The organism is Brevundimonas sp. GW822-FHT03E11 (assembly GCF_058801445.1).
The window spans coordinates 1-21,598 of the sequence record NZ_JBXANG010000010.1 but is presented as its reverse complement, the minus strand read 5'-3'; the positions used below and the strand labels follow the sequence as shown (position 1 = coordinate 21,598).

Genomic DNA, 21,598 nt, shown 5'->3' with positions numbered 1-21,598 from the left:
CCTCCGCCCGCGCCCGTTCCATCGCTTCCTCAGTGGATGCCCGCATGGAGCGGCGCATGATGGCCCTGTCCATCGACGGTGAACCAGCGTCGAACTTCGTCCGTCAGCAGCGCCGACCGACCGTCTTCCAGAACCGATTCCGCCGCATAGGCGACGAAACCGCCGTCCTCGCCCAAGGCGAAGATGCGATAGAAGGGCTGATCCGGCGAGACCGCGCCGGTGTCAGAGGCCGGCCCCTGATAGGCCGGATCGACATCCATCACCACGCCGCGAAAGGCGTCGTCGCGGTGGCGCACGATATGGCCGATGGCGAACCGGGCTGTGTGAATCTGGTTCATGCCGCCTGTTACGCTTGGCCGGATGACCCTGACGCCACAGACCTGTTCATCTTCCTGACAGAATGGCTTGGCGCGGACGATCTTGCCGGGCTAGGTTGATCGGGACGGGCGCCGCTTTGGACCGCCCACATCGGAATGACGGCCCATGCCGGAGACCCGCGGCGCGCCCCGACGGCGCGACGAGCGGTCCCAGCCTTCCCGCGAGCGGGATGCGTCGGGTCGGGACGCGCCCCTGTATGGCGCGCTCGATCTGGGGACCAACAATTGCCGGCTGCTGATCGCCAGACCGTCCCGCGACGGTTTTCGGGTGGTCGACAGCTTCAGCCGTATCGTGCGGCTGGGCGAGGGCCTGTCGCGGACAGGGCGGCTGGACACGCGCGCCATGGACCGAGCCTATGACGCCTTGGCCCTTTGCGCCGAGCGGATCGTCAGGAAGGGCGTGGATCCGGTCAGGCTGAGCGCGGTGGCCACCCAGGCCTGCCGGGCGGCCGAGAACGGGGCCGAGTTCATCGACAGGGTCCGCAAGGGCACCGGGCTGCGGCTGCGGATCATCGATCCGGCCGAAGAGGCGCGGCTGGCGGTCGAGGGCTGTCTGAACCTGATCGACCCGAAAGCCGAGGGGGTGGTGATCATCGACGTGGGCGGGGGGTCGACCGAACTGTCCTGGCTGAGGCGCGACGGGCCGAACTGGAAGACCACCGACTGGATGTCGGCGGCCCTGGGGGTCGTCACCCTGGCGGAGCGGCATCCCGAACCCGAAGGGGCCAGTCCTGCGGACCACGCCCAATGGTATGAGACCATGGTCGCCGACATGGGCGCGGCCCTGGCCGGAGGCGGCGTCGAGGATCCCGAGATGCTGGACCTGCTGCGGCGAAACCGCGCCCATCTGATAGGGACATCGGGCGCCATCACCAGTCTGGCGGGCATCCATCTGAAGCTGCCCCGCTACAACCGCGATCGGGTCGACGGCCTGTGGATGACCCGGGCCGAATGCGAGGCGGCGGCGGAGCGGCTGAAGCGGCTGGGGCCGGACGGGCGCGCCAAGGAGGCCTGTATCGGGCCGGATCGGGCCGATCTCGTCCTGGCGGGGGCGGCGATCCTGGAGGCGATCCAGCGCGCCTGGCCGTCAGAGCGTGTCAGGGTGGCGGATCGCGGCCTGCGCGAAGGCCTGCTGCTGCAACAGATGCGGGCGGACAAGGCCCCGCCCAAACGCCGCAGGCGGCGTCGGGGCCGGGGGCGAGGACCTGGCGGCGCCTGACGCACCGTCTCCTCCCCACGACGTGGGGAGGTGGCGCGACGCCTCTTCGCGTCGTGACGGAGGGGTTCTTCCCGCATCGCAGACGCCTGTGCGGCGTCCAGAACCCCTCCACCACGCTTCGCGCGCCCCCCTCCCCATTGCATGGGGAGGAGACAGTGCGGGCTCAGCCCGCCGTGGCCACCCGCACCGGCAGGTCGATGTCGCAGACTGAGAAGTCCGCGCCCTTGGCCTGGCGCGCCTCATCGACCAGGGCGCGGAAGGCGGGCGAGGCGGGGTTCAGCATCTGAACCGCCGGGCGTTCGGCGGCGGGCAGGTCGGAGGCCAGGCGGACGCGGGTCATCCGGTCGGGATCGGTCACGATGCCGCTGGGCTCCGGACTGGCCTTCAGGGCGCGGACCACCTCAAGCCCCACGACCACCCGCCCCCAGACGGTGTAACGCTTGTCCAGGGCGGGATAGGGCTGGCGCATCAGGAAGAACTGGCTGTTGGCGGTGTCATTGCCCTCGTCGCGCGCCATGCCGGCCACGCCGGGGCAATAGAGACCCCAGCCGTGGACCTTGCGATCCGAGGTGCCGGCCATCAAGGCGTCGGGCTGGGTCTGGACCGGAATGGAATGATAGAAGCCGACCAAGGCCCCGGCCGGCGCCGCCACGGGGGTGAAGGCCATGTCCGGCCCACGCCGGAAGGTGAACTCGGCCTTCAGGTCGGGATACCAGCTCTGGCCGTCGCCGGTGCCCAGGGGATCGCCGGTCTGGGCCATGAACCAGTCGATGACCCGATGCCAGGCCAGATTGTCGTAGAAGCCGCGCGAGGCCAGCAGCTTGATCCGCTCGACATGGGCCGGGGCGATCTCGGGCGCCAGCTCGACCAGAATCCGCCCCTTGGTCGTGTCGATGACCAGCAGATTGTCGGGGGCGACGGCGCGCCATTCGGTCGGGCCGGGCGGCGGCGGCGGCGCGGCCGCCTCCTGCGCCTGGGCGGCCCCGGTCAGCAGGGCGGCCAGCCCTGCGGCGATCAACGTCTTGCGAAAGATCATCACCCCTCCCCTGTCGCGTCTCAGCCCCCGACGACCTCGGCCACCGGCTGGACGTCGCAGATGGTGAAGCCGCCGCCGCGCGCGGTGCGGGCCGCGGCGATCCGTTCGGCGAAGGCGGCGCCGGCGGGGTTCAGCACCCGCACGGTCGGGCGTTCGCCCTCGGGCAGGGCCGAGGCCATGCGGACCTTGGTCATCACATCAGGATTGGCCACCTTGCCGTCTTCCGCGTCGGAGCCCTTGTTCAGCTTGTTGACGACGTCCAGGCCCGAGACCACGCGGCCGAAGGCGGTGTAGGCGCCGTTCAGCTGGTCCCTTTCGCCCATCATCAGGAAGAACTGGCTGTTGGCGCTGTCGGGCGAACCCGCCCGCGCCATGCCCAGAACGCCGGGGCAGAACAGGCCGTGGGCGTCGACCTTGAAGTCGGCGGTGACCATCATCTGAGCGTCCGGCTGGGTCTCGACCGGCAGGACGCCGACCAGGCCCCGCACGCCCTGACCGGCGTTCGGCACGGCGACGAAGCCGGCGTCGCGGCCGCGTCGGAAGCTGAACTCGGCCTTCAGATCGGGCAGATCGCTGCCGCCCTCGCCCGTGCCCTGGGGGTCGCCGGTCTGGGCCATGAAGTCGGGGATGACGCGGTGGAATTTCAGCCCGTCATAGAAGCCCTGGTCAGCCAGGGTGCGGATGCGTTCAGCGTGACTGGGCGCCGCCACCGGCGTCAGTTCGACCAGGATCCGCCCCTTCGACGTGTCGATGACCAGCAGATTCTCGGGCGCGACGGTGCGCCAGTCAGAGGCGGGCGCCTGAACCTGAGCCTGGGCTTGGGCCAAGGCCGGAGCCTGGGCCGAAGCCGTCGCCAGAAGAGCGGCGGCCGCCGCCGCGATCGCACCAAGACGCATTGCCGAACTCATCCCTTGTTCTTGACCTTGTCCCGCACGCGCGCGGCGATGGCGGGGCTGACGAAACTGTCGATCGCGCCGTCCAGACGGGCGATCTCCTTGACCAGGCGCGAGGCGATGGCCTGATGCCGAGGATCGGCCATCAGAAAGACCGTCTCGATGTCCTGATTGAGGCGCTGGTTCATGGCCGTCATCTGGAACTCGTATTCGAAGTCGGCGACCGCGCGCAAACCTCGGATGATGACATTGGCGTTCAGCTCTTCCGCAAAATGCATCAGCAGGGTCGAAAAGGGCTGGACCACGATGTCCCCGCCCAGGCTCGCGACCTCGGTGCGAAGCATCTCGACCCGCTCGGCCGTGGTGAACAACGGTCCCTTCTCGTCATTCTGGGCCACGCCGATGACGACCCGATCGACCAGCTTCAGGGCCCGTTTGATGATGTCGGTGTGGCCGTTCGTGACCGGATCGAAGGTGCCCGGATAAAGTCCGATGCGCATGGCGTTTCTCCCCGGCCTGTCGCCTGCTGTCGGGGGTGACTTAGCAGGTGCGAAATCAACGGCCTAGACGGCTGACGCGATCGTCATGCGTCATCGGCGACGGATTGAGGCGGCTGCGAGGTCCAGGCCCGGTTGAGCCGCTCAAGGACGGCGGGATCATTGCCGAACGTCGCGTCGTCAACATGAGTGATTGGACACACGGGTGTGGCGCTGTTGCACAGGAAGGCGCCGTCGAAATCCGCGAATTCGGACACATGCACCGGGCGGGTCTGAGACGACAGCCCCTGCCCAGCCAGCCCCCGGTCGATCAGGACCTGGGTCACGCCCGCCAGCATCGGCGCCTGGGGCCAGACAATGCGATCCCCCTGAATGAAGCCGATGTTCCAGGTCACCCCTTCCGACACATGACCCTGATCATCGACGAACAGGGCGTCGTCAAAGCCCGCCGCCCGGGCGGCCCGGCGCACGCGCGTCTGACCAAAGGTGGCGACATGCTTCAAATGCGGCGTCTCGCGCACATAGGGGACGGCGGTGACCCGCATCGAGGTCGCCAGCGGCGGCGGCGGCGAGACGACGGTCATCACCTTGGGCCGTCCGACGAAGGACGGATTTCGGTGGCCGATCTCCGGCGAGAACAGGCTGACGCGCAGCCAGCAGGCGTCGCTGCCTTCGACGGCGAGCGCCGCCAGACGCCGGACCTCGGCCTCGCCGGGGCTTTCGCCGAACAGTTCGACAGCGGCCTGATCCAGACGGGCGAGATGCAGATCCAGCCCCCGGACCGCGCCGTGCTCGACGCGGAAGGAGGTGTAGGCGCCGTAGTTGACCAGGGCCTGGTGCGCCAGGTCGTCAGGGGCGGCGGGAAGGCCGTCGATCAGGATCGACATTATCGGTATGTACCTATATATAAAGTTATATAACTTTGGAGTTGCCGAAATGTCGGTCTACGCCCCGCTGGAATACCGCCTCGCCCAAACGAAGCAAAACGCCCTCACTCTGTCGTTCGAAGAGATCGAAGCCCTGCTGGGCCGAAAGCTTCCCCAATCCGCCTATGACGAGCGGATAAGGCGTCAATGGTGGGCCAATACCGACACCCATGTTCAGGCCAAGGCCTGGCTGAAAGCGGGCCGCAAGGCCAAGCTCAATCCCGCTCGGAACGAGGTCACCTTCGTAAAGGAACAGACCGAAACGGGGGTAGAGGGCGCCCTTCTATCCTTGGCCGCCCTGACGCCCGCTGCGCGCAATTTAGTGGAGCGCACCTGTCAGGAGCGCGGCGTCGACCTTGGAACGGCCGTCGCCCTCCTGTTGAACGAAACCGCACGAAGCCGGAACGAGGCCTTTCTGGACCGGATGGACCGCTCACGCAGTCGCTCGATCTATTCCAGCGTTTCCAGCGTCGATCTGATCCGGGAAGATCGCGATGGCCGATGAGGTGGTGATCGACGCCTCGGTCTTTGCGGCAGCCCTGTTCGACGAGGAACATTCCGCCGCCGCCAGACGGTTTCTGGGCGACTGCGTAAGCTCGGAGCGGATCATGATCGCGTCCGACCTGATGCCGCTCGAAATCGCCAGCATAGCGGCGAAGAAGGTCTGGCGAGGCGAATGCTCCGAGCATCTCGGGGCTGAAGCCGTAGATACGGCGCGGGGCATGATGGCCATGCCGGTATCACTGCCGGATCTGTTGGGGCGCGCCTACGACCTGGCCGCGCGTCACCGGTTTTCCGTCTATGACGCGACCTATATCGCTTTGGCGGAAGTGCGAGACAGCCAGGTCGCGACGCTGGACGCCCGACTGGTCAGGCGCGCCGAGGCGGAAGGCTTCGCCGACCGCCTCGTGCTCGTCGCCTGATCAGGCCTCGCCGCCCTCTTCACCGGCGGCGTCCGCCTCATCCGCCCCGCCGCTTTCCGGCAGGCGTTCGACCGAGACGACCCTTTCGTCCTTGCCGGTGCGGAAGATGGTGACGCCCTGGCTGGAGCGGCCGACGATGCGGACCTGATCCACGCGGGTGCGGATCATCTGACCGCCCGATGTGACCAGCAGCAGGTCGTCGGTCTCCTCGACCGGGAAGGCCGCCGCCAGGCGCGCGCCTGCGCGACCGCCCAGGCCGTGGGCCGTAAGCCCCTGGCCGCCGCGACCGGTGCGGCGATACTCATAGGCCGATGACCGCTTGCCGAAGCCGGTTTCGGTGACCGTCAGGATGAACTGTTCGGCCGCGCCCAGTTCGGCGATCCGCTCGGGCGAGATCGGGGCCTCGGCGACGTCGTCCTCGGCCTCTGCGGTCGCCGGCTCGTCTTCACCCTCGGCGCCGGCCAGGGCCTTGCGCATGGCGTTGGCGTGTTTGACGTAGGCGGCGCGTTCCTCCGGCGTGGCGTCCACGCGGCCCAGGATGGCCATGGAGATGACCTCGTCCCCGTCCTGCAGGCGCACGCCCCGGACGCCGGTCGAATCCCGGCCCTTGAAGACGCGCACGTCGTCGGCCTTGAAGCGGATGGCGCGGCCCAGGGCCGTGGTCAGCAGCACGTCGTCGTCCGCCGTGCACAGGCCGACGCCGACCATGCGGTCGTCGCCTTCCAGCTTCATGGCGATCTTGCCGGCGCGGTTGACCGTGGCGAAGTCCGACAGCTTGTTGCGGCGCACGTCGCCCGAGCGGGTGGCGAACATGATGTCGTAGTCGCCCCAGGTCGCCTCGTCCTCGGGCAGGGGCAGGACGTTCATGATGCTGTCGCCCGGCTCGATGGGCAGCAGGTTGACGAAGGCCTTGCCGCGCGACTGCGGATTGCCCAGCGGCAGACGCCAGGTCTTCAGCTTATAGGCCTTGCCGTTGGTGGCGAAGAACAGGACCGGGGTGTGGGTCGAGGCGCTGAACACGCCGGTGATGGCGTCCTCGTCCTTCATGGCCATGCCCGAACGGCCCTTGCCGCCGCGATGCTGGGTCCGATAGGCGTTCAGGGCCACGCGCTTGACATAACCGCCGTGGGTGACGGTGACGACCATATCCTCGCGCGGGATCAGGTCCTCGTCCTCCATCTCGCCGTCGCCTTCCCCGATCAGGGTGCGGCGCGGCACGGCGAACTTGTCCTTCACGTCGATCAGGTCGTCGCGAATGATGGCCAGGACGTTCTTGCGGTCCGACAGGATGGTCAGGTGGCCCTGGATGGTGTCGGCCAGGCCGTGCGCCTCGCCGAAGATGTCGTCGCGGCCCAGGCCGGTCAGACGCGACAGGGTCAGGGCCAGGATGGCGCGAGCCTGTTCGTCGGTCAGGCGGATCTTGTCGCCCTCGACGATCACGCTGCGCGGGTCGGCGATCAGCTCGACCAGGGCCATCATGTCGCCGACGGGCCAGGCCTTGGCTTGCAGCCGCTCGCGCGCCTCGGTCGGATCGGCCGAGGAGCGGATGATGTGGATGACCTCGTCGATATTGGCGACGGCGACGGCGAGACCGACCAGGACGTGGCCGCGGTCGCGGGCCTTGTTCAGCTCGAACTTGACGCGGCGGACCACCACCTCCTCGCGGAAGTCGAGGAAGGCTTCCAGAAGAGCGCGCAGGCCCATCTGCTCCGGTCGGCCGTGGTTCAGCGCCAGCATGTTGACGCCGAACGAGCTCTGCATGGCGGTGTAGCGCCACAGCTGGTTCAGGATGACGTCGCCCGAGGCGTCCCGTTTCAGCTCGATGACGATCCGCATGCCCTGACGGTCGGATTCGTCGCGAACGTCGGAGACGCCCTCCAGACGCTTCTCGCGAACCATTTCGGCGATGCGCTCGATCAGCGTCTGTTTGTTGACCTGGTAGGGCAGTTCGGTGACGACGATGGCCTCGCGATCCTTGCGGATCTCCTCGATCGAGGCGCGGCCGCGCACGACGACCGAGCCGCGACCGTCGCGCAGCGCATTGCGCGGCGCGGTGCGGCCCATGATCTCGCCGCCGGTGGGGAAGTCCGGGCCGGGCACGATGTCCAAAAGGGCGTCGTCCGAAACGTTGGGATCATCCAGCAGGGCCAGGGCCGCATCGACGACCTCGCCCAGATTATGGGGCGGGATGTTGGTCGCCATGCCGACGGCGATGCCGCCCGCGCCGTTGACCAGCAGATTCGGGATTCGGCTGGGCAGGACGACCGGCTCCAGCTCCTTCTCGTCATAGTTCGGCTGGAAATCGACCGTGTCCTTGTCGATGTCGGCCATCAGGGCCGTGGCGGCCGGCGCCATCCGGCACTCGGTGTAACGCATCGAGGCCGGCATATCGCCGTCAACCGAGCCGAAGTTCCCCTGCCCGTCGACCAGCATCAGCCCCATGGAGAAGGGCTGGGCCATCCGCACCAGGGCCATATAGACCGAGGCGTCGCCGTGGGGGTGGAACCGCCCCAGCACGTCGCCGACCACGCGCGCGCATTTCGAATAGCTGCGCTCGGGCGTCATGTTCAGGTCGTGCATCGAATAGAGGATGCGACGGTGAACCGGCTTCAGCCCGTCACGGGCGTCAGGCAGGGCGCGGCTGACGATCACGCTCATGGCGTAGTCGAGGTACGAACGCTTCAGTTCGTCCTCGATGGTGATCGTGGAAATGTCTGAGCCGCCGCCTCCCGGAACAATCGGAGTTGCGGCGTTTTCGTAGCTGTCGTCGGTCAAGGAAGCGTGGCTTTATGCGGCCGGAATCGGAACGTGATCCGCTGTCGCGTTTTCTAGCATTCTAGGACTGCGGTGGCAAAGCGACGCCGCCGTGAAAGCCCGTCTCTGAAAGGACTTTCCACATGCACGCCAAGACCCTCGCCTTCGCCGTCGCCCTGGCGTCTCCCCTGGCCTTCACCGCAGCCTGCGCCGCGACCGGCAACGCCCCCCAGACCCAGGCCGAGCGCTCCCCGGTCGGTGCGGCGGGACAGGCAGTCTTGGTCAACGCCTCGGGCGCCAACATCGGTCGCGTCGATTTGCGTCAGGGGCCGACCGGCCTGGTGATCAGGGTCGAGGCTTCCGGCCTGACGCCGGGCTGGCACGGCATCCACATCCATGCGACCGGCGCCTGCGCCGCCCCCTTCACCTCGTCCGGCGGCCATATCAACCACAGCGAGCCCAAGGCTCCGCACGGCCTGCTGAACGCCCAGGGGCCGGACGACGGCGATCTGCCGAACGTCTATGCGGGGGCGGACGGCAAGGTGAACGCCGAACTGTTCACCACCCGCGCACGCATTTCCTCGGAAGGCCCCGGCCAGTGGCTGTGGGACGAAGACGGCTCGGCCATCATCATCCACGCCAATCCCGACGACCATTCGACCCAGCCGATCGGCGGCGCCGGCGATCGGGTGGCCTGTGCGGCCCTGAGCGCGAGCTGAGTTCTCTCGCCCTCCTGCGTCATCCTCGGGCCTGACCCCGAGGATGACGGGGGTGTGGCGTCATCGCCCCTTCTGGATCAGCAGCCGCTCGATCATGCGGGTCTGTTCCTCCTGGCGCGTCGCCAGCTGCTCAACCTTGTCCAGCAGGGCCATGATCTCGATCTCGGCCTTCAGATTGACCTGATAGTCGTTGCTGGCGTCCAGCCGGTCCTTCGCCGCCTGGCGGTTCTGGCTCATCATGATCACGGGCGCCTGCACCGCCGCCAGCATGGACAGGACCAGGTTCAGGAAGATGAAGGGATAGGGATCAAAGGCGGCCTTGCGCAACAGCAGGTTCCCGGCGGTCCAGACCGCCAGAAACACGCCGAAGGCGATGATGAAGGGCCAGGATCCGCCGAAGGCGGCGACCCGATCCGCCAGTCGGTCGCCGAAGGTCTGACGCCCCTGAAAGGCGGTGTTGACGTCCTCGGAAATGGGACGTCGGTCGGCGGTGCTCTGCATCACGCTGGCGGCGTTTGCGGGCAGATCGTGTTTGGCCTTGCCCAGCCAGCGGCGGGACAGATGGTCGGCGTCGATCGGGGCGTGGGACAAGGGCGGGCTCCTGAGGCTTGCGCCCCAGATCAAGCCTTGGCGGCCCCCGCGCGCAAGCCCCGTTCGGCCAGGGCCACCAGGGCCACCCCGCCCATGGCGATGGCCGAACCGGTCAGGATCTGGGGCGTCAGCACGTCCCCCATGAAGCCCCAGCCGATCAGCATCGACACGACCGGCGTCACCAGCAGATAGGGCGTGACCCGGCCGGCCTCGCGCCTCTGCACCAGCCAGAACAGCAGGGTGGTCGCCAGCACGGACGAGGTGATCCCGGCCCACAGCAGCGAGGCCCAGACCAGGGGGGTGGCGGTCTTCACCGCCTCCCACTGGCCGTGTTCGAACACCGCCGAGCCGAAGGCCATGACCGGAAAGGCGCCCAGCGCCAGAAGACCCTGCATCTTCAGCGGCGGGATCGAGGTGGTGCGCCGCGCGACCACCGTCGTCACGCCCCAGGCGGCGCCCGCCGCAATGGCGACCAGAATGGCCTTCCAGTCCTGAAGCGCATGGGCGTCCAGGGTCATCCAGGCCACGCCGACAAAGGCCACCCCCATGCCGACCAGGGCCGCCTTGTTCAGCCGCTCGCCCAGGATCAGGAAGGCGAACAGGGCCGTAAAGGGAATCCACAACTGGTTGGCCACGGTGACCGGACTGACGTCGGTGGCCAACCAGTAGGCGGTATAGGCCAGACCATATTGGATCGGCCCGCCCAGCAGGACGATCAGGGTCAGGCTGCGCCAGTCCGGAAAGGGCGGGCGAACGAAGACGATCAGGCAGGCGGTGGCGATGCCGAACCGGATCGCCCCGACCAGAAGCGGCGGCAGGGTCTCGGTCGCCAGCTTGGCGCCCGCATTGTTCACGCCCCAGACGATGATGATCGCCACGATGGCGGCGATCTCCAGCCCGGTCAGGGCATGGGGCTTTGCAGGCGGCGGGGCGGCGGCGGCGTCGGACATGCCCCGCCTATGGCACGGCCCGCGCCTGAACGCCCTTCACATGCCGTGTCCGGGCGTTGCATTGACATGTACAGGCCTGACGCCCAACATGTACATATGACCGAAGTCACCCTGACCGCCCTGCGCAAAGACCTGTTCCGGCTGGTCGACAGCGTGCTGGAAACCGGCGAGCCGCTGGTGATCCGGCGCGGCGGACGGCGGCTGACCCTGGTCGCCGAGGCGGTCGAACGCAAGTTGACGCCCGAGGAACGCTGGGACGCCTATATGGCCCAGGGTGTGCGGGAGGGCGCCGACGACTGCCCCGACGATATCGACACCAACAAGAGCCATTGGACCTGGGACCCTGACGCCAAGTTCGACTTCGGCGACAAGTGATCCATCTCGACACCCAGGTCGCCCTCTGGCTCTATTACCGACTGGATCGGCAGATCAGCCGTGGGGCGAAGGCGCAGTTGGCGCGGGCTCGCGACCTGCGTCTGTCCCCCTTGGTCGTGGTGGAGATCGAAATCCTGATCGAGATCGGTCGGGTCAAGCTGAAGACGGCCGACCTTCTGCTGCATGACCTTCAGGAGCGTCTGGATCTGGAGTTGTCGGACGCCTCGGCCGCCGCCGTCGCCGAGGCCGCCTGCCGCTTCGCCTGGACGCGCGATCCGTTCGACCGGCTGATCGTCGCCAACGCCATGGCCGACGGGGCGACGCTGATCACCGCCGACCGGGTGATCCTGCGCCATTTCGATCAAGCGGTCTGGTAGAACTTAGAACGTCGGCTTGGCGACCATCAGCCAATAGATGGCCAGGACGCCGGCGAAGGCGGGCCAGCCCAGGGCGAACCACCAGCGGAACAGGCGATGATAGGCCGGCGGCAGGGCCGCCCCCTGCCCCGCCGCCTGCTGGGCCAATTCCATCATCCGGTACTGGATCCAGACGACCGGCAGCCAGCAGAGGCCGACAAAAACATAGAGCCCGTAAGCCGCCAGCAGCCAGGGACTGGTCAGGGACCAGCCCTGCAGATGGATCAGGCCCAGGCCGCTGATCGGCTGGACCACGACGGCGGTGGCGGTGAAGACGAAATCGGCCAGGACCACGATACGGCCGACCTCGGCCACCGTCCTGGCGTCGCGCGTGGCGTGGGCGCGCAGCATGAAGAAGGCGATGCCTGCGCCTGTGCCGAACAGGACGGCGCCGGACAGGATGTGGATGATCTTCAGCGCGAAATAGAGGCTCATCGACGGGAGTCCGTGGCGGCGACGAACAGGCAGAGGGCCATCATCGGCAGGACTTTCAGCCACGGCCCCAAGGGGTCGATCCAGTAGTGCGGCAGGCTGAGGCTGCCGGCGATCAGATAGCCCACGGTGGCCAGACACATGAGGATCGCCACCCGCGCCGTCCAGGACCGCACGAACAGGGCCAGGCCCAGCACCACGTCCAGCAGGGCGCCCCACCCCGCCACCGGCCCGGCCCAGCGACCGTAGCCGCCCTCGTGCAATATGGCGACGGCGCCGCTCCAGCCGGGGCCGAAACTGATCAGGCCGGTGATCAGCCAGAACAGGCCCAGGGTCAGGATCGAAATCGGGCGGACGAACCACAGCCGGGCGTGCCAGACGTCCTGGACCGAGGCCGGGGTCTCGGCCAGGAAACGGGAGAAGCCGCGCGACGATACGCCCAGCCGCTCGGCCCAGCCGCTGTCATGGCCGGCGACGTCGTGATCCATCTGGCGCATGGCCGTGGTGCGGATCGGCGAGGACCAGCCCAGCCGTCCCAGCAGATCGCCGATCGCCAGGGCGGGCGCGGCCAGGGCGCGGGGAATGCGAACGACCGGCGCCGGCTTCAGACCCAGCCAGCCGCGATAGAGGCGCACCGTCTCGGCCATGGTGACCGCCTCCGGCCCCGGCATGTCCAGGATCAGGCGCGACGGCGCGCCGGGCCGCAGGGCTGCGACGACGGCGACGGTGAGATCGCCCAAGGGGATCGGACGGAAGATCTGGTCGCCGCCGACGACGGGCGAAAACAGCGGAAAGGCCGCCAGCGCGCGGATCAGACCCGTGCCGCCGAAGGCCGCCCGGTCCACCACCAGCGACGGCCGCAGGATCAGCCAGTCCAGCGCGCTGTCTGCGACCCGTCGTTCGGTCTCGGCCTTGGTGCGGGCGTAGTCGGTGCCCGCCGCTTCGTCGGCGCCGACGGCGGAGAGGTGGATCAGTCGGGCCACGCCTGCCGCCTCGCACGCGGCGATCAGGGCGCGCGGGCCGTCCACATGAGCGGCGCGGGTGCTGTCGCCCCCGCCGTCCTGAAGCACGCCGACGCAGTTCACCACGGCCGACACCCCCTCCAGCAGCGGCGCCCAGGCCTGGGCCGTCGTCAGCTTCGAAAAGTCGGCCGCGACCCAGTCGAACCCCGGCGCGCGTCGGGACGGTTCGGCGATACGCCGCGCGCCCGCTCTTAAGCTCCAGCCTTCTGCGGACAGGGCCGCCGCCACATGCGAGCCGATGAAGCCGTTGGCGCCCAGCACCAGCACGCGTCCGCTCATCCCAGCACTCTGTCCTTCAGATCGACACCCGCCGGAGGGAGGGCGCACCAGGTCGCGCCCGGAAACCGCCGACGGCGACGCGCCACGAAATCGTACAGGCGGTCGCGAATGAACCGGGGCGCGATCCGACCGATGATCGCCCACCGATAGGGTGCAGGCAGCTGGGCGATGATGGCCAGAACAGCGTCGGAGCGTTCGCGCGCCACCCCGTCCTGGATCAGCAGCATGGTGGCGGGGTCGTCGGGGCTGACGCCGTAATGCGTCAACAAAGCCTGCCCCAGAGCCGACTGGGTCGGCGCCAGCCGGAACAGGCGGGCCCGATCGGCCTTTAGTATCTTGCGCGCCGAGCCGGAGCAGAGGGCGCAATCCCCGTCGAACAGGACCAGGGGCCGGTCGTCCGGAAAGGCCGGCACGGCGGGATCGTGGCGATAGCTGTAAGGCCCCCGCCCCACGTCGCAGACTTAGAACGGAATGTCGTCGTTCAGGTCGTAGCTTTCCTTGGGGCCGCTGGGGCGGTTGGCGCCGCCGGTGGAGAAGCCCGAGGAATAGTCGTCGTCGCCGCGACCGCCGCCGTAACCGCCGCCCTGGGAGGCGCCGCCCTCGGACCGGCCGCCCAGCATGGTCAGTTCACCCTTGAAGCGGCTGACCACGATCTCGGTCGAATACTTTTCGACGCCCTGCTGATCGGTCCACTTCCGGGTCTGGAGCGCGCCCTCGACATAGACGGTCGAGCCCTTCTTCACATAGTTCTCGACCACCTTGACGATGTTGTCGTTGAAGATGACGACCCGGTGCCACTCGGTCTTTTCCTTGCGCTCGCCGGTCGACTTGTCGCGCCAGGTTTCCGAGGTGGCGATGGACAGGTTGGCGATGCGGTCGCCGTTCGGCATCGACCGGATTTCAGGATCGCGGCCCAGATTGCCGACCAGAATGACCTTGTTGACGCTGCCCGCCATGGAAACTTCCTTCTCACCAGACCGGCGATCACCTCGCCCGCCCTTCAAATTCAGTCGGATGTCTTAGAGCCGCTGCGGATCACCGTCAGCCGCATTCGACGCCCAACCCGCCAAAACGGTGGATTAACGCTTTGTTCCACTTTTGTTCGAGCGCCGCAAGTCCCTCGGCGGGGACTTGCGGCGCTGTTAGGGCGTCTCAGGCGGCGGGGCGGCGACGGCGACGGGCCTGCCCGTCTCGTCCCGCTGGATCGCACCCGGTATCGCCAAACGCCCGTCGCCGGTGCGGGCCATGGCGAAGAAGCGGCTTCCCGTCAGGCTCTTGCCGAACTTCACCCCTTCCCGGTCGATGAAGATGAAGCGGCCCTGATAGGCGCCGGCCACCTCCTGGTTCGATCCGCCCATGCGCAGGAAGCGCAGGCGCATCTCCTCCAGCTGGGCGGCGCACAGTTCGATCTGGGCGACGTTTTCGCTCATCTTCTGAAGCCGCGGCGGCTGTCCGTCCGGCGTGGCGACGAAATAGCAGACGCCGGGCTGGAACTCGAACTTCGGCGCGTTGGAGCAGGCGCCCAGAGCGGCCGCGGCGATCATCGAAAGGGCGAGCACGCGCATCAGTTCAGACCCGGGAATTGGCAGTTGCGGTCCTGCTCCGCCAAGGTGCGGAAACGGGTGTTGTCGCTGGACTGTTCCACGCGACGCGGCACCAGACGCAGGGTGGTCTCGCCCCAGCGGCCGTACTGGGCGTCGCCGGGACGGACGCAGGTTCCGGCGTAAAGGGCCTGGACGCAGGCGTTCAGGCTCATGCCGCTGGACAGGACGCGCCAGTCTGAGCCGGTGTGGCGCAGACACTGCGCGCCCGCCGTCGCCGGCGCTGAAGACGCAGGCGCGCTGGGCGTCGTGGGCTTGGGTTCCATGTGCGGCGCGGGTTCCGCCTGGGCCAGTTCGACGGACGGCAGCTCCGGCGGCGGGGCGAAGGCGGCGGTCGGCGCGGCGGCCAGGGCGCCCGTTTCGTCAATGCCGACGTCCAGGGCGTCGGTCGCCAGACCGTTGCGCTGGGCGCAGTCCGCCAGGGTCGCCATCCCGACGAACTGACCATTGACGAAGCAGCGCAGTTCGCGCGTCGGCTCCAGCGAGGGGGCGTCGGCCAGATCGACCGTCAGGCCGCCCTTGGCCGCAGGCGGCGTCTGGGGGGTCTTGTCGCCGCCGCTGGTGAAGATCAGAGCCAGGACGACGGCGGCGATGATCACCAGTCCGGCGCCGACGGCGATGATGACGCGATTGTCTTGAGGAAGGGCCATGGCGAACTTTCGCGACTGAGGCGTCCAATAACCCGGAACCGGCGCCGGCCGTCAACCGGGAACCACGCGCCTTCGCAATCAGCCGACAAGACGGCTGAGCGCCGCCTGATAGTTGGCCAGTTGGGTCTGCTGATAGACGGTGGACGAGCCCTTGTTCGTCTGGGTGTTGGTGATCGTCCCAGTGGAGGGAGCCAGGGCGCGATAGCCGGAGCGGACCGCCGTCAGGGCGGCGGCCAGGGCGTCGTTCGCGGCCTTGATCGAGGCGGCGTCGTTCAGATTCAGAGTGTTGGGCAGATTCAGCCCGATCGTCTTCTTGTCGCTCGTCGCCGTTTTGCTGATGAGGCCGGGCGTCAGACCCAGGGCGGCCAGAGCATCCTTGCCGGCGGGTCCGGCCGTGATGACCGCGCCCTCGCGATTGGCCGCGGGGGTGATCTGCAGCCTCTGGGTCGGCGGATTCGATTTCAGGTCGGAGACGATCTTGGCCTCCAGCTGACGCCCCGAGGCGACGGAAATCTTCTTGGCCAGGGTGTCCAGCGTATCCTTGGCTTCGATGGTGACGGTCAGGGCTCGCCCCCCGCTGGCCGGGGTAATCGAGAACTGATCCCCGACACGGGCGGAGGTCGCCACGGTCAGAAGTTTGGAGTCCGCCTGCATGACTTCGCCCTGCGGCAAGCCCAGCCGATCCAGAACGCTGGCGCCGCCGGAGACGATGCTGAGGCTGGCGGGTTTGGCCTGGTCGCCGTCGGCGCGCCAGGTCTGGTTGGACTCCACCGCGCCCGTCGCCAGATCCAGCCGCGCCAGATAGGCGCGCGTCGGATCGGTCTTTGTCGCCCCCTCGTCCCGGTTGGAGCCGGTGATCCAGACCTTGCCGTTGCGCACCTCGACATCGGCGGCGGTGTCGTCCCCCGCCCCGCCGAAATAGGTCAGGCGATCGGCGCCGGTGTCCTGAAGATCGGTCGAGAAGGCGGCGACGAAGACGTCCGTGCCCCCCGCATGCGCCTGGGTCGGGCTTCCCAGGTCCAGGGCCGGATTGCTGGTTTCCCCCGTCAGGACCACCCTGCCGTTCTCGACGGAAATCCCCGCGATCTTGCCGCTGGCCGATCCCAGGTCGCGCGTCGCGGCCAGGGTGGGAACGCCCGAGGCGTCCAGCGTGAACCGGCGAACCACCGCGCGGCCGTTCTCCACGCCGGCGGTGAACAAATCCGCGCCGGACACCGTCATGGCCTGGATCGAATCGTCTCCCGCCGTGCCGAACTGCTGGGTGGACATGTTGATCGCAGTCACGACGCCTTTTCGATCCGGCGCGGTCTGGGAAAAGGTCTGCACATAGCTGTCCCAGCCGCCGAGAGCCATCGTGCCCGGCATGGCCGACTTCGACCGACCCGCGACATAGACCAGGCCGTCGGCGCCGAAGCCCACCTGGGTCGCTTCGTCCGCCGCCTTCGCGCCGCGGCGTTGGGTCCAAAGCTCCTGGCCCGAACTGTCGAAGACGGTGACGAAACTGTCGGCCACAGCCGCATCGGCCCCGCTCTTGCCCGGCTCAAGGGCCCCGGTGACAGAGCCCGCGACAGCGATGCGGCCGTCCGCCGCCGCCGCCAGAGAAAAGCCGTTGGCCTTGCTGGCGGCGCCCAGGAGCTTGGTCTGCACCAGATTTCCGGCGCTGTCGTACTTCATCAGGGCGACGTCGCGCGTCCCCTTGATGGGCTGATTGGCCTCCCCCGCCTTCAGGTCAGCCAACACCCAAACCGAGCCGTCGGCGGTCGTCACGCTGTCGCGGACGGATTCGACGCCCGGCGGAAGTTCGGATCGGCCCACCCGGCCTTCGACCCAGAAGGGGTCAGCCACGCCCTGCTGCGGCGTCGGGGCGGCGCCCCCGTCCGTCTGAAACTTCAAAAGCTGGCTCGAACCCGTCGTCCCGCCGACATTCTGCGTCACATAGACGGCGTCAGACGTATCGACGGCCTGATAGGAGACGGTCTCCCCGGAAGAACCCCAGACCTTCAACGCCCACTGGTCCGGCCCCGCCGGCAGGGTGATGGTCTTGTCGCCGCTCTTGATCGTCTTGGGCTCGACCTTGATCATTTCGCGGCCCATGCGGCTGGCTACCCCGGCCGCTTCCAGCTTGCCGTTCATATAGGCCACGACATTGTCCAGGGTGCGCGTCGTATCGCCCATCTCCGACAGGTCCATGGACACCGAGACGGTTCCCGTGGCGCTCTTGACCGACATGGCGAACTTGACGTCGCCGGCGAAGGCGGCGACCGGCGCATCCAGGGTGCCCTCATGGATCGGCTTGGCGACGAAGCTGGCGGGCGCCTTTTCCTGGGCGTAGCCGGTCTTCACACTGGTTTTAGAGACGCCCTGAACGACCTTCAAATCCTCGAACTTGGCAGTCTGGAGATATTTGGACACCTCTTCGAGACCGGCGGAGAAGCGCCGGTTCAGCTGATCCGCCTCGAGCTTGGTCAACCCCTTGTCGTCGGCGCGATCCGCCAGGGCGCTCAGCGTGTTCAGTCCCTGGTAGATGGCGAAAAGCTTGCGATAGTCGGGGGACGCGCCCGCCATATCCAGATCGACGGCGCTCTCGTCGATCACCTTGCGCCCGGCCAGGGCCGCCCGCACCAGGTCGCTGGCCTTGGGCGCCGTCGCAGCAGAGGAATTGGCCCAGGGCGCGGTGGGCTGGGTCTTCTTGGCCTTGGCCGGAGTCGCAGAGGCGCCGATCAGCGAGGACGAGTCCGCCGAAATCCCATACAGACCTAGCAAATAGCTGTTGCTTATCATAGCGCGGCTCCGCTCAGGGGCAGCCTACGACGCAAGCGATAACGAGCTGTTAAGTCGCCCTATCAGCCCTTGAACAGCGACAGGATCATCTGCGGCGCCTGGTTGGCGATCGCCAGGGCCTGAACCCCCAGCTGCTGCTGGACCTGCAGGGCCTGCAGTCGCGCGCTTTCCTTGGCCAGGTCGGCGTCCACCAGATTGCCGATGCCCGCCTCCAGCGAATCCGACAGCTTGCCGACATAGGTGGTGTGGCGTTCGATCTGTTTGGCCTGGGCGCCCAGTTCCGACAGGCGCGAGCCGGCGACGGTGATGGCCGCATCGATCCGCTGAAGGGCGAACTTGGCCTTTTCCTGGGTCAGCAGGTCGGGCGCGGCATTCAGCAGGGTTTCGTCTTCCGGCGTGGCGGCGTTGTTGGTCCAGGCCTGAACGCCGGCGGTGGCGGGATCGGAATCGAAGGAGTTGGCCGCCAGACCCAAGCCCACCAGGCCGAGGTTCTGACGCTTCAAGGCGATCGTCTCATTGCCGTCGGCGCTGGCGAGAAAGTTCAGATCCGCCGTCGCCGAGCCGTCCAGAATATTGGCGCCGTCGAAGATGGCGTTGTCGGCGAACGACTGGATCGACTTCAGCAGCGACTGGAATTCCTGATCGTAGGAGGCGCGCGTCGCCGCCGTGGCGCTGGGGTCGGCAGCCGCAGTGGCCTTCTGCTTCAGCTCCAGGAGGATGTCCGAAATCTGCTCCCCGGCGGCCAGGGAGACGTCGGCGATCGAGGTGGCGCGGTTCAGGCTGGTGGTGACCGCCTCCAGCGACCCTCGGTCCGCCCGCTGGCCCTGGGCCACAGCCCACACCGCAGCATTGTCCTTGGCGCCCTGCACCTTCAGTCCCGTATTCACCCGGCTCTGCGTCGACGCCAGGTTCTCGCTGGTGCGATTCAGGTTCTGCAGGGCGATCATCGCCGAGGTGTTGGTGTGGATACTGCTGGTCATGGCTTCAAGCCCCGGACTTTCTGTTCCTGCCAGTATTAATCATGAGTCGTGAGCGGATGGTTAACGCCCCGGAAACCATGATTGCGCCGTCCGGCGGGCCGGCGGCGTTAAAAAATTCAGGCTCTCCCGCCGGCTCAGACGGCGGTGTCGACCACCCGGCCTCCGCGATAGGTCGGATCGCTGATCAGCTTCTCGACGTCTTCGCGAGGCAGTTGGCGGATCACCTCGCCCGTCACCCGATCCAGAACCTTGTAGACAAAGCGGTGACGACCGACCGCCTCGATCGTCAGACGATAGCGTCCGGCGTCTGCAAGACTGTTGGGCGTCTGGGGCGCTTCATCCGCGGTCGGCGCGGCGGCCGAGGCGTTCACGGGCTTCACCTCCAAGGAGGCTTCGGCCGCCTTGGCGGGTGCGACGGGTGCAAGAGCGCTGCTTATTCTGGCGACATTCTCCGTCATGGCTCCTTGCGCGGATCACTCCGCGTCTCCTTGATGAAACGAGGACGATGGCCGGGGCGGTCGCGAAACCGCCCCGGCCGCTCGCCTTAGCGGAACAGGCCGAGCAGGGTTTGGCTCGACGAGTTGGCGATCGACAGCGCCTGCACGCCCAGCTGTTGCTTGGTCTGCAGGGCGGTCAACTTGGCGCTTTCCTTGGCCAGGTCGGCGTCCACCAGATTGCCCACGCCGGCTTCAAGAGCGTCCTGAAGCTTGTTGACGAAGCTGATCTGACGGCCCAGCGACTTGGACTGGGTGCCCAGGGTCGACAGGGTCGAGGTCGTCGCCGCAATGGCGGCGTCGACGTTGGCGGTCGTGGCGTTGGCGGCGGTGATGCTGCCGGTGTTCACGGCGGTGATCGCCGCGTTCGAGCCGAGCGCCGTCAGGCTGTTGACGCCGTCAAAGGAGGCGCCGGTGATCGCCGAAGCGATTTCCGTACCCAGGGCGTTGTATTCGGCCAGGTAGGAGGTCTGGGCCGCGCCGGTGGATCCGGCGATGCTGACCGCCAGCCCCTTCATTTCTTCCAGAGCGGCCGTGATCGTATCGCCTGCGGCCAGGGCCACGTCGGTGATCGATTGGGTGCGTTGCAGACCGGCGCGGACCGCGTCTTGCGAAGCGGCGGCGGCCCGTTGCGACGTGGCGATCGAATAGATCGCCCCGCTGTCCTTGGCCGACGAGACCTTCATGCCGGTGTTGATGCGGTTTTGGGTCCGCTCCAGCTCCGAGTTGGTCTTGTTCAGGTTTTGCAGCGCGATCGAAGCGCCGTAGTTCGTATTGATGCTCGCCATTTTGGCGTTCCTTCTTCACTTCGTGATGGCCGACGCCGTTTTGGCGACGGGAGCGTTTTGCTCGGGGTTCAAGACCTTGGCCCTGCCGCCGAGGCGACCGGGCCTCCGGGTCTTAGCGGAAGAGGCTCAGCACGGTCTGGCTGGAGGAGTTGGCGATCGACAGCGCCTGCACGCCCAGCTGTTGCTTGGTCTGCAGGGCGGTCAGGCGCGCGCTTTCCTTGGCCAGGTCGGCGTCCACCAGATTGCCCACGCCGGCTTCAAGGGAGTCCTGAAGCTTGTTGACGAAGCTGATGGTGCGCCCCAGCGACTTGGACTGGGTGCCCAGGGTCGACAGGGCCGTCGTCACGGCCGTCATCACCAGATCGACGTTGGCCGAGGTGAAGTCAGCCACCGTCGGAGACGCGGCCGTGAACTTGGCCAGGTCCGTATTGGCGCTGAGATCGGTCGTGATGCCGATGGTCTTGGTGTCGGTGGCGCCCGTGCCGATACGGACGTTGACCGCAGTGCCGCCGGTTGAGGCCGTCTTCAACAGGTTGACCCCGTCGAAGCTGGCGCCGTCCAGCGCGCTCTTGATTTCCTGACCCAGGGCCGCGAACTCGTTCTCATAGGAGGTCTTGGCCGAGCCGGTGGAACCGGCGATGCTGACGGCCAGGCCCTTCATCTCTTCCAGAGCGGCCGTGATCGTATCGCCGGCGGCCAGGGCCACGTCGACGATGGATTGGCCGCGCTGGATCGAGCTGCGGACTGAGTCCTGAGCGCTGGCGGCGGCGCGTTGGGACGTGGCGATGGCGAATATCGCCCCGCTGTCCTTGGCCGACGAGACCTTCATGCCGGTGTTGATGCGGTTTTGGGTCCGCTCCAACTCCGAGTTGGTCTTGTTCAGGTTCTGCAGCGC

25 protein-coding genes are annotated in these 21,598 nt (G+C 67.5%); 6 read left to right on the top strand and 19 right to left on the bottom strand.

The genetic code is table 11. The features are described from left to right. Positions 1 to 29: 29 nt before the first annotated feature. A complete protein-coding gene (gene hspQ / locus AC1RKE_RS13960; RefSeq protein ID WP_287396993.1) occupies positions 30 to 338 on the bottom strand; it encodes a heat shock protein HspQ in 309 nt (102 codons plus the stop codon). A gap of 145 nt (positions 339 to 483) precedes the next feature. On the opposite strand from hspQ, the gene AC1RKE_RS13955 reads away from it, so the two are divergent. Further along, positions 484 to 1,596: a Ppx/GppA phosphatase family protein gene (locus AC1RKE_RS13955; protein WP_348682905.1), complete on the top strand. Its 1,113-nt coding sequence runs from the start codon at positions 484 to 486 to the stop codon at positions 1,594 to 1,596. A gap of 163 nt (positions 1,597 to 1,759) precedes the next feature. Here the strand turns inward: AC1RKE_RS13955 and AC1RKE_RS13950 are convergent, their stop codons facing one another. The 4 genes from AC1RKE_RS13950 to AC1RKE_RS13935 all read right to left on the bottom strand — a co-directional run bounded on the left by AC1RKE_RS13950 (position 1,760) and on the right by AC1RKE_RS13935 (position 4,909). Continuing rightward, complete coding sequence (locus tag AC1RKE_RS13950) at positions 1,760 to 2,632, bottom strand: peptidylprolyl isomerase (RefSeq protein WP_183218202.1); 873 nt, start codon at positions 2,630 to 2,632, stop codon at positions 1,760 to 1,762. A gap of 20 nt (positions 2,633 to 2,652) precedes the next feature. Further along, positions 2,653 to 3,528, bottom strand: a complete 876-nt coding sequence (locus AC1RKE_RS13945) for a peptidylprolyl isomerase (protein WP_201463870.1) — start codon at positions 3,526 to 3,528, stop codon at positions 2,653 to 2,655. A gap of 8 nt (positions 3,529 to 3,536) precedes the next feature. Continuing rightward, positions 3,537 to 4,025 carry a pantetheine-phosphate adenylyltransferase gene (gene coaD / locus AC1RKE_RS13940; protein WP_348682906.1) on the bottom strand — a complete coding sequence of 163 codons (489 nt, stop codon included), beginning with the start codon at positions 4,023 to 4,025 and terminating at the stop codon, positions 3,537 to 3,539. Positions 4,026 to 4,108: 83 nt separating this feature from the next. Beyond that, positions 4,109 to 4,909 carry an aminotransferase class IV gene (locus AC1RKE_RS13935; RefSeq protein WP_348682907.1) on the bottom strand — a complete coding sequence of 267 codons (801 nt, stop codon included), beginning with the start codon at positions 4,907 to 4,909 and terminating at the stop codon, positions 4,109 to 4,111. A gap of 49 nt (positions 4,910 to 4,958) precedes the next feature. Here AC1RKE_RS13935 and AC1RKE_RS13930 point away from each other — a divergent pair, with 49 nt between their 5' ends. Next, positions 4,959 to 5,453, top strand: coding sequence for a DUF7662 domain-containing protein (locus tag AC1RKE_RS13930; protein WP_348682908.1), 495 nt, complete (start codon positions 4,959 to 4,961; stop codon positions 5,451 to 5,453). Continuing rightward, positions 5,443 to 5,871, top strand: coding sequence for a type II toxin-antitoxin system VapC family toxin (locus AC1RKE_RS13925; protein WP_348682909.1), 429 nt, complete (start codon positions 5,443 to 5,445; stop codon positions 5,869 to 5,871). The genes AC1RKE_RS13930 and AC1RKE_RS13925 overlap by 11 nt, the downstream gene beginning before the upstream one ends. On the opposite strand, the gene gyrA is transcribed toward AC1RKE_RS13925, so the two are convergent. Next, positions 5,872 to 8,646 (bottom strand): DNA gyrase subunit A, encoded by a 2,775-nt coding sequence (gene gyrA / locus AC1RKE_RS13920; RefSeq protein WP_348682910.1) that lies wholly within the window; start codon positions 8,644 to 8,646, stop codon positions 5,872 to 5,874. 122 nt (positions 8,647 to 8,768) lie between these two features. On the opposite strand from gyrA, the gene AC1RKE_RS13915 reads away from it, so the two are divergent. Then, positions 8,769 to 9,344: a superoxide dismutase family protein gene (locus AC1RKE_RS13915; protein WP_183218194.1), complete on the top strand. Its 576-nt coding sequence runs from the start codon at positions 8,769 to 8,771 to the stop codon at positions 9,342 to 9,344. 60 nt (positions 9,345 to 9,404) lie between these two features. On the opposite strand, the gene AC1RKE_RS13910 is transcribed toward AC1RKE_RS13915, so the two are convergent. Together AC1RKE_RS13910 and AC1RKE_RS13905 are read right to left on the bottom strand one after the other, a co-directional pair. Then, positions 9,405 to 9,935: a DUF1003 domain-containing protein gene (locus AC1RKE_RS13910; RefSeq protein WP_054765113.1), complete on the bottom strand. Its 531-nt coding sequence runs from the start codon at positions 9,933 to 9,935 to the stop codon at positions 9,405 to 9,407. 29 nt (positions 9,936 to 9,964) lie between these two features. After that, positions 9,965 to 10,885: a DMT family transporter gene (locus AC1RKE_RS13905; RefSeq protein ID WP_348682911.1), complete on the bottom strand. Its 921-nt coding sequence runs from the start codon at positions 10,883 to 10,885 to the stop codon at positions 9,965 to 9,967. A 96-nt stretch (positions 10,886 to 10,981) separates the two neighbouring features. Between AC1RKE_RS13905 and AC1RKE_RS13900 the strand changes: the two genes are divergently transcribed. Further along, positions 10,982 to 11,260 carry a type II toxin-antitoxin system Phd/YefM family antitoxin gene (locus AC1RKE_RS13900; protein WP_287106480.1) on the top strand — a complete coding sequence of 93 codons (279 nt, stop codon included), beginning with the start codon at positions 10,982 to 10,984 and terminating at the stop codon, positions 11,258 to 11,260. Then, the gene (locus AC1RKE_RS13895) at positions 11,257 to 11,637 is read left to right on the top strand and encodes a type II toxin-antitoxin system VapC family toxin (protein ID WP_287106482.1); all 381 of its coding nucleotides are present in this window, start codon (positions 11,257 to 11,259) and stop codon (positions 11,635 to 11,637) included. The genes AC1RKE_RS13900 and AC1RKE_RS13895 overlap by 4 nt, the downstream gene beginning before the upstream one ends. Positions 11,638 to 11,640: 3 nt before the next feature. On the opposite strand, the gene AC1RKE_RS13890 is transcribed toward AC1RKE_RS13895, so the two are convergent. From AC1RKE_RS13890 to AC1RKE_RS13840, 11 genes are all read right to left on the bottom strand, one after another. Beyond that, on the bottom strand, positions 11,641 to 12,111 hold the full coding sequence (locus tag AC1RKE_RS13890) for a DUF2269 family protein (protein ID WP_054765109.1): 471 nt from the start codon (positions 12,109 to 12,111) through the stop codon (positions 11,641 to 11,643). After that, on the bottom strand, positions 12,108 to 13,409 hold the full coding sequence (locus AC1RKE_RS13885) for an SDR family oxidoreductase (RefSeq protein ID WP_348682912.1): 1,302 nt from the start codon (positions 13,407 to 13,409) through the stop codon (positions 12,108 to 12,110). The genes AC1RKE_RS13890 and AC1RKE_RS13885 overlap by 4 nt, the downstream gene beginning before the upstream one ends. Continuing rightward, positions 13,406 to 13,861 carry a thiol-disulfide oxidoreductase DCC family protein gene (locus tag AC1RKE_RS13880; RefSeq protein WP_333897182.1) on the bottom strand — a complete coding sequence of 152 codons (456 nt, stop codon included), beginning with the start codon at positions 13,859 to 13,861 and terminating at the stop codon, positions 13,406 to 13,408. Before AC1RKE_RS13880 ends, AC1RKE_RS13885 begins: the two co-directional genes overlap by 4 nt. 9 nt (positions 13,862 to 13,870) lie before the next feature. Next, on the bottom strand, positions 13,871 to 14,365 hold the full coding sequence (gene ssb / locus AC1RKE_RS13875) for a single-stranded DNA-binding protein (protein WP_054766868.1): 495 nt from the start codon (positions 14,363 to 14,365) through the stop codon (positions 13,871 to 13,873). Between the two features lie 186 nt (positions 14,366 to 14,551). Next, positions 14,552 to 14,974: a PDC sensor domain-containing protein gene (locus tag AC1RKE_RS13870; RefSeq protein ID WP_152949785.1), complete on the bottom strand. Its 423-nt coding sequence runs from the start codon at positions 14,972 to 14,974 to the stop codon at positions 14,552 to 14,554. Next, positions 14,974 to 15,660 (bottom strand): hypothetical protein, encoded by a 687-nt coding sequence (locus AC1RKE_RS13865; RefSeq protein ID WP_287106487.1) that lies wholly within the window; start codon positions 15,658 to 15,660, stop codon positions 14,974 to 14,976. Before AC1RKE_RS13865 ends, AC1RKE_RS13870 begins: the two co-directional genes overlap by 1 nt. Before the next feature lie 78 nt (positions 15,661 to 15,738). Beyond that, positions 15,739 to 18,441 carry a transcriptional regulator gene (locus AC1RKE_RS13860; RefSeq protein ID WP_348682913.1) on the bottom strand — a complete coding sequence of 901 codons (2,703 nt, stop codon included), beginning with the start codon at positions 18,439 to 18,441 and terminating at the stop codon, positions 15,739 to 15,741. A gap of 62 nt (positions 18,442 to 18,503) precedes the next feature. Then, positions 18,504 to 19,421, bottom strand: a complete 918-nt coding sequence (locus AC1RKE_RS13855) for a flagellin N-terminal helical domain-containing protein (RefSeq protein ID WP_054765103.1) — start codon at positions 19,419 to 19,421, stop codon at positions 18,504 to 18,506. A gap of 134 nt (positions 19,422 to 19,555) precedes the next feature. Beyond that, positions 19,556 to 19,879 (bottom strand): flagellar protein FlaG, encoded by a 324-nt coding sequence (locus AC1RKE_RS13850; RefSeq protein WP_224762229.1) that lies wholly within the window; start codon positions 19,877 to 19,879, stop codon positions 19,556 to 19,558. An 86-nt stretch (positions 19,880 to 19,965) separates the two neighbouring features. Further along, positions 19,966 to 20,703 (bottom strand): flagellin, encoded by a 738-nt coding sequence (locus tag AC1RKE_RS13845; protein ID WP_054765102.1) that lies wholly within the window; start codon positions 20,701 to 20,703, stop codon positions 19,966 to 19,968. Positions 20,704 to 20,815: 112 nt separating this feature from the next. Next, positions 20,816 to 21,598, bottom strand: a 783-nt coding sequence (locus tag AC1RKE_RS13840) for a flagellin (RefSeq protein WP_492897281.1), incomplete at its 5' end; no start/stop codon positions are given.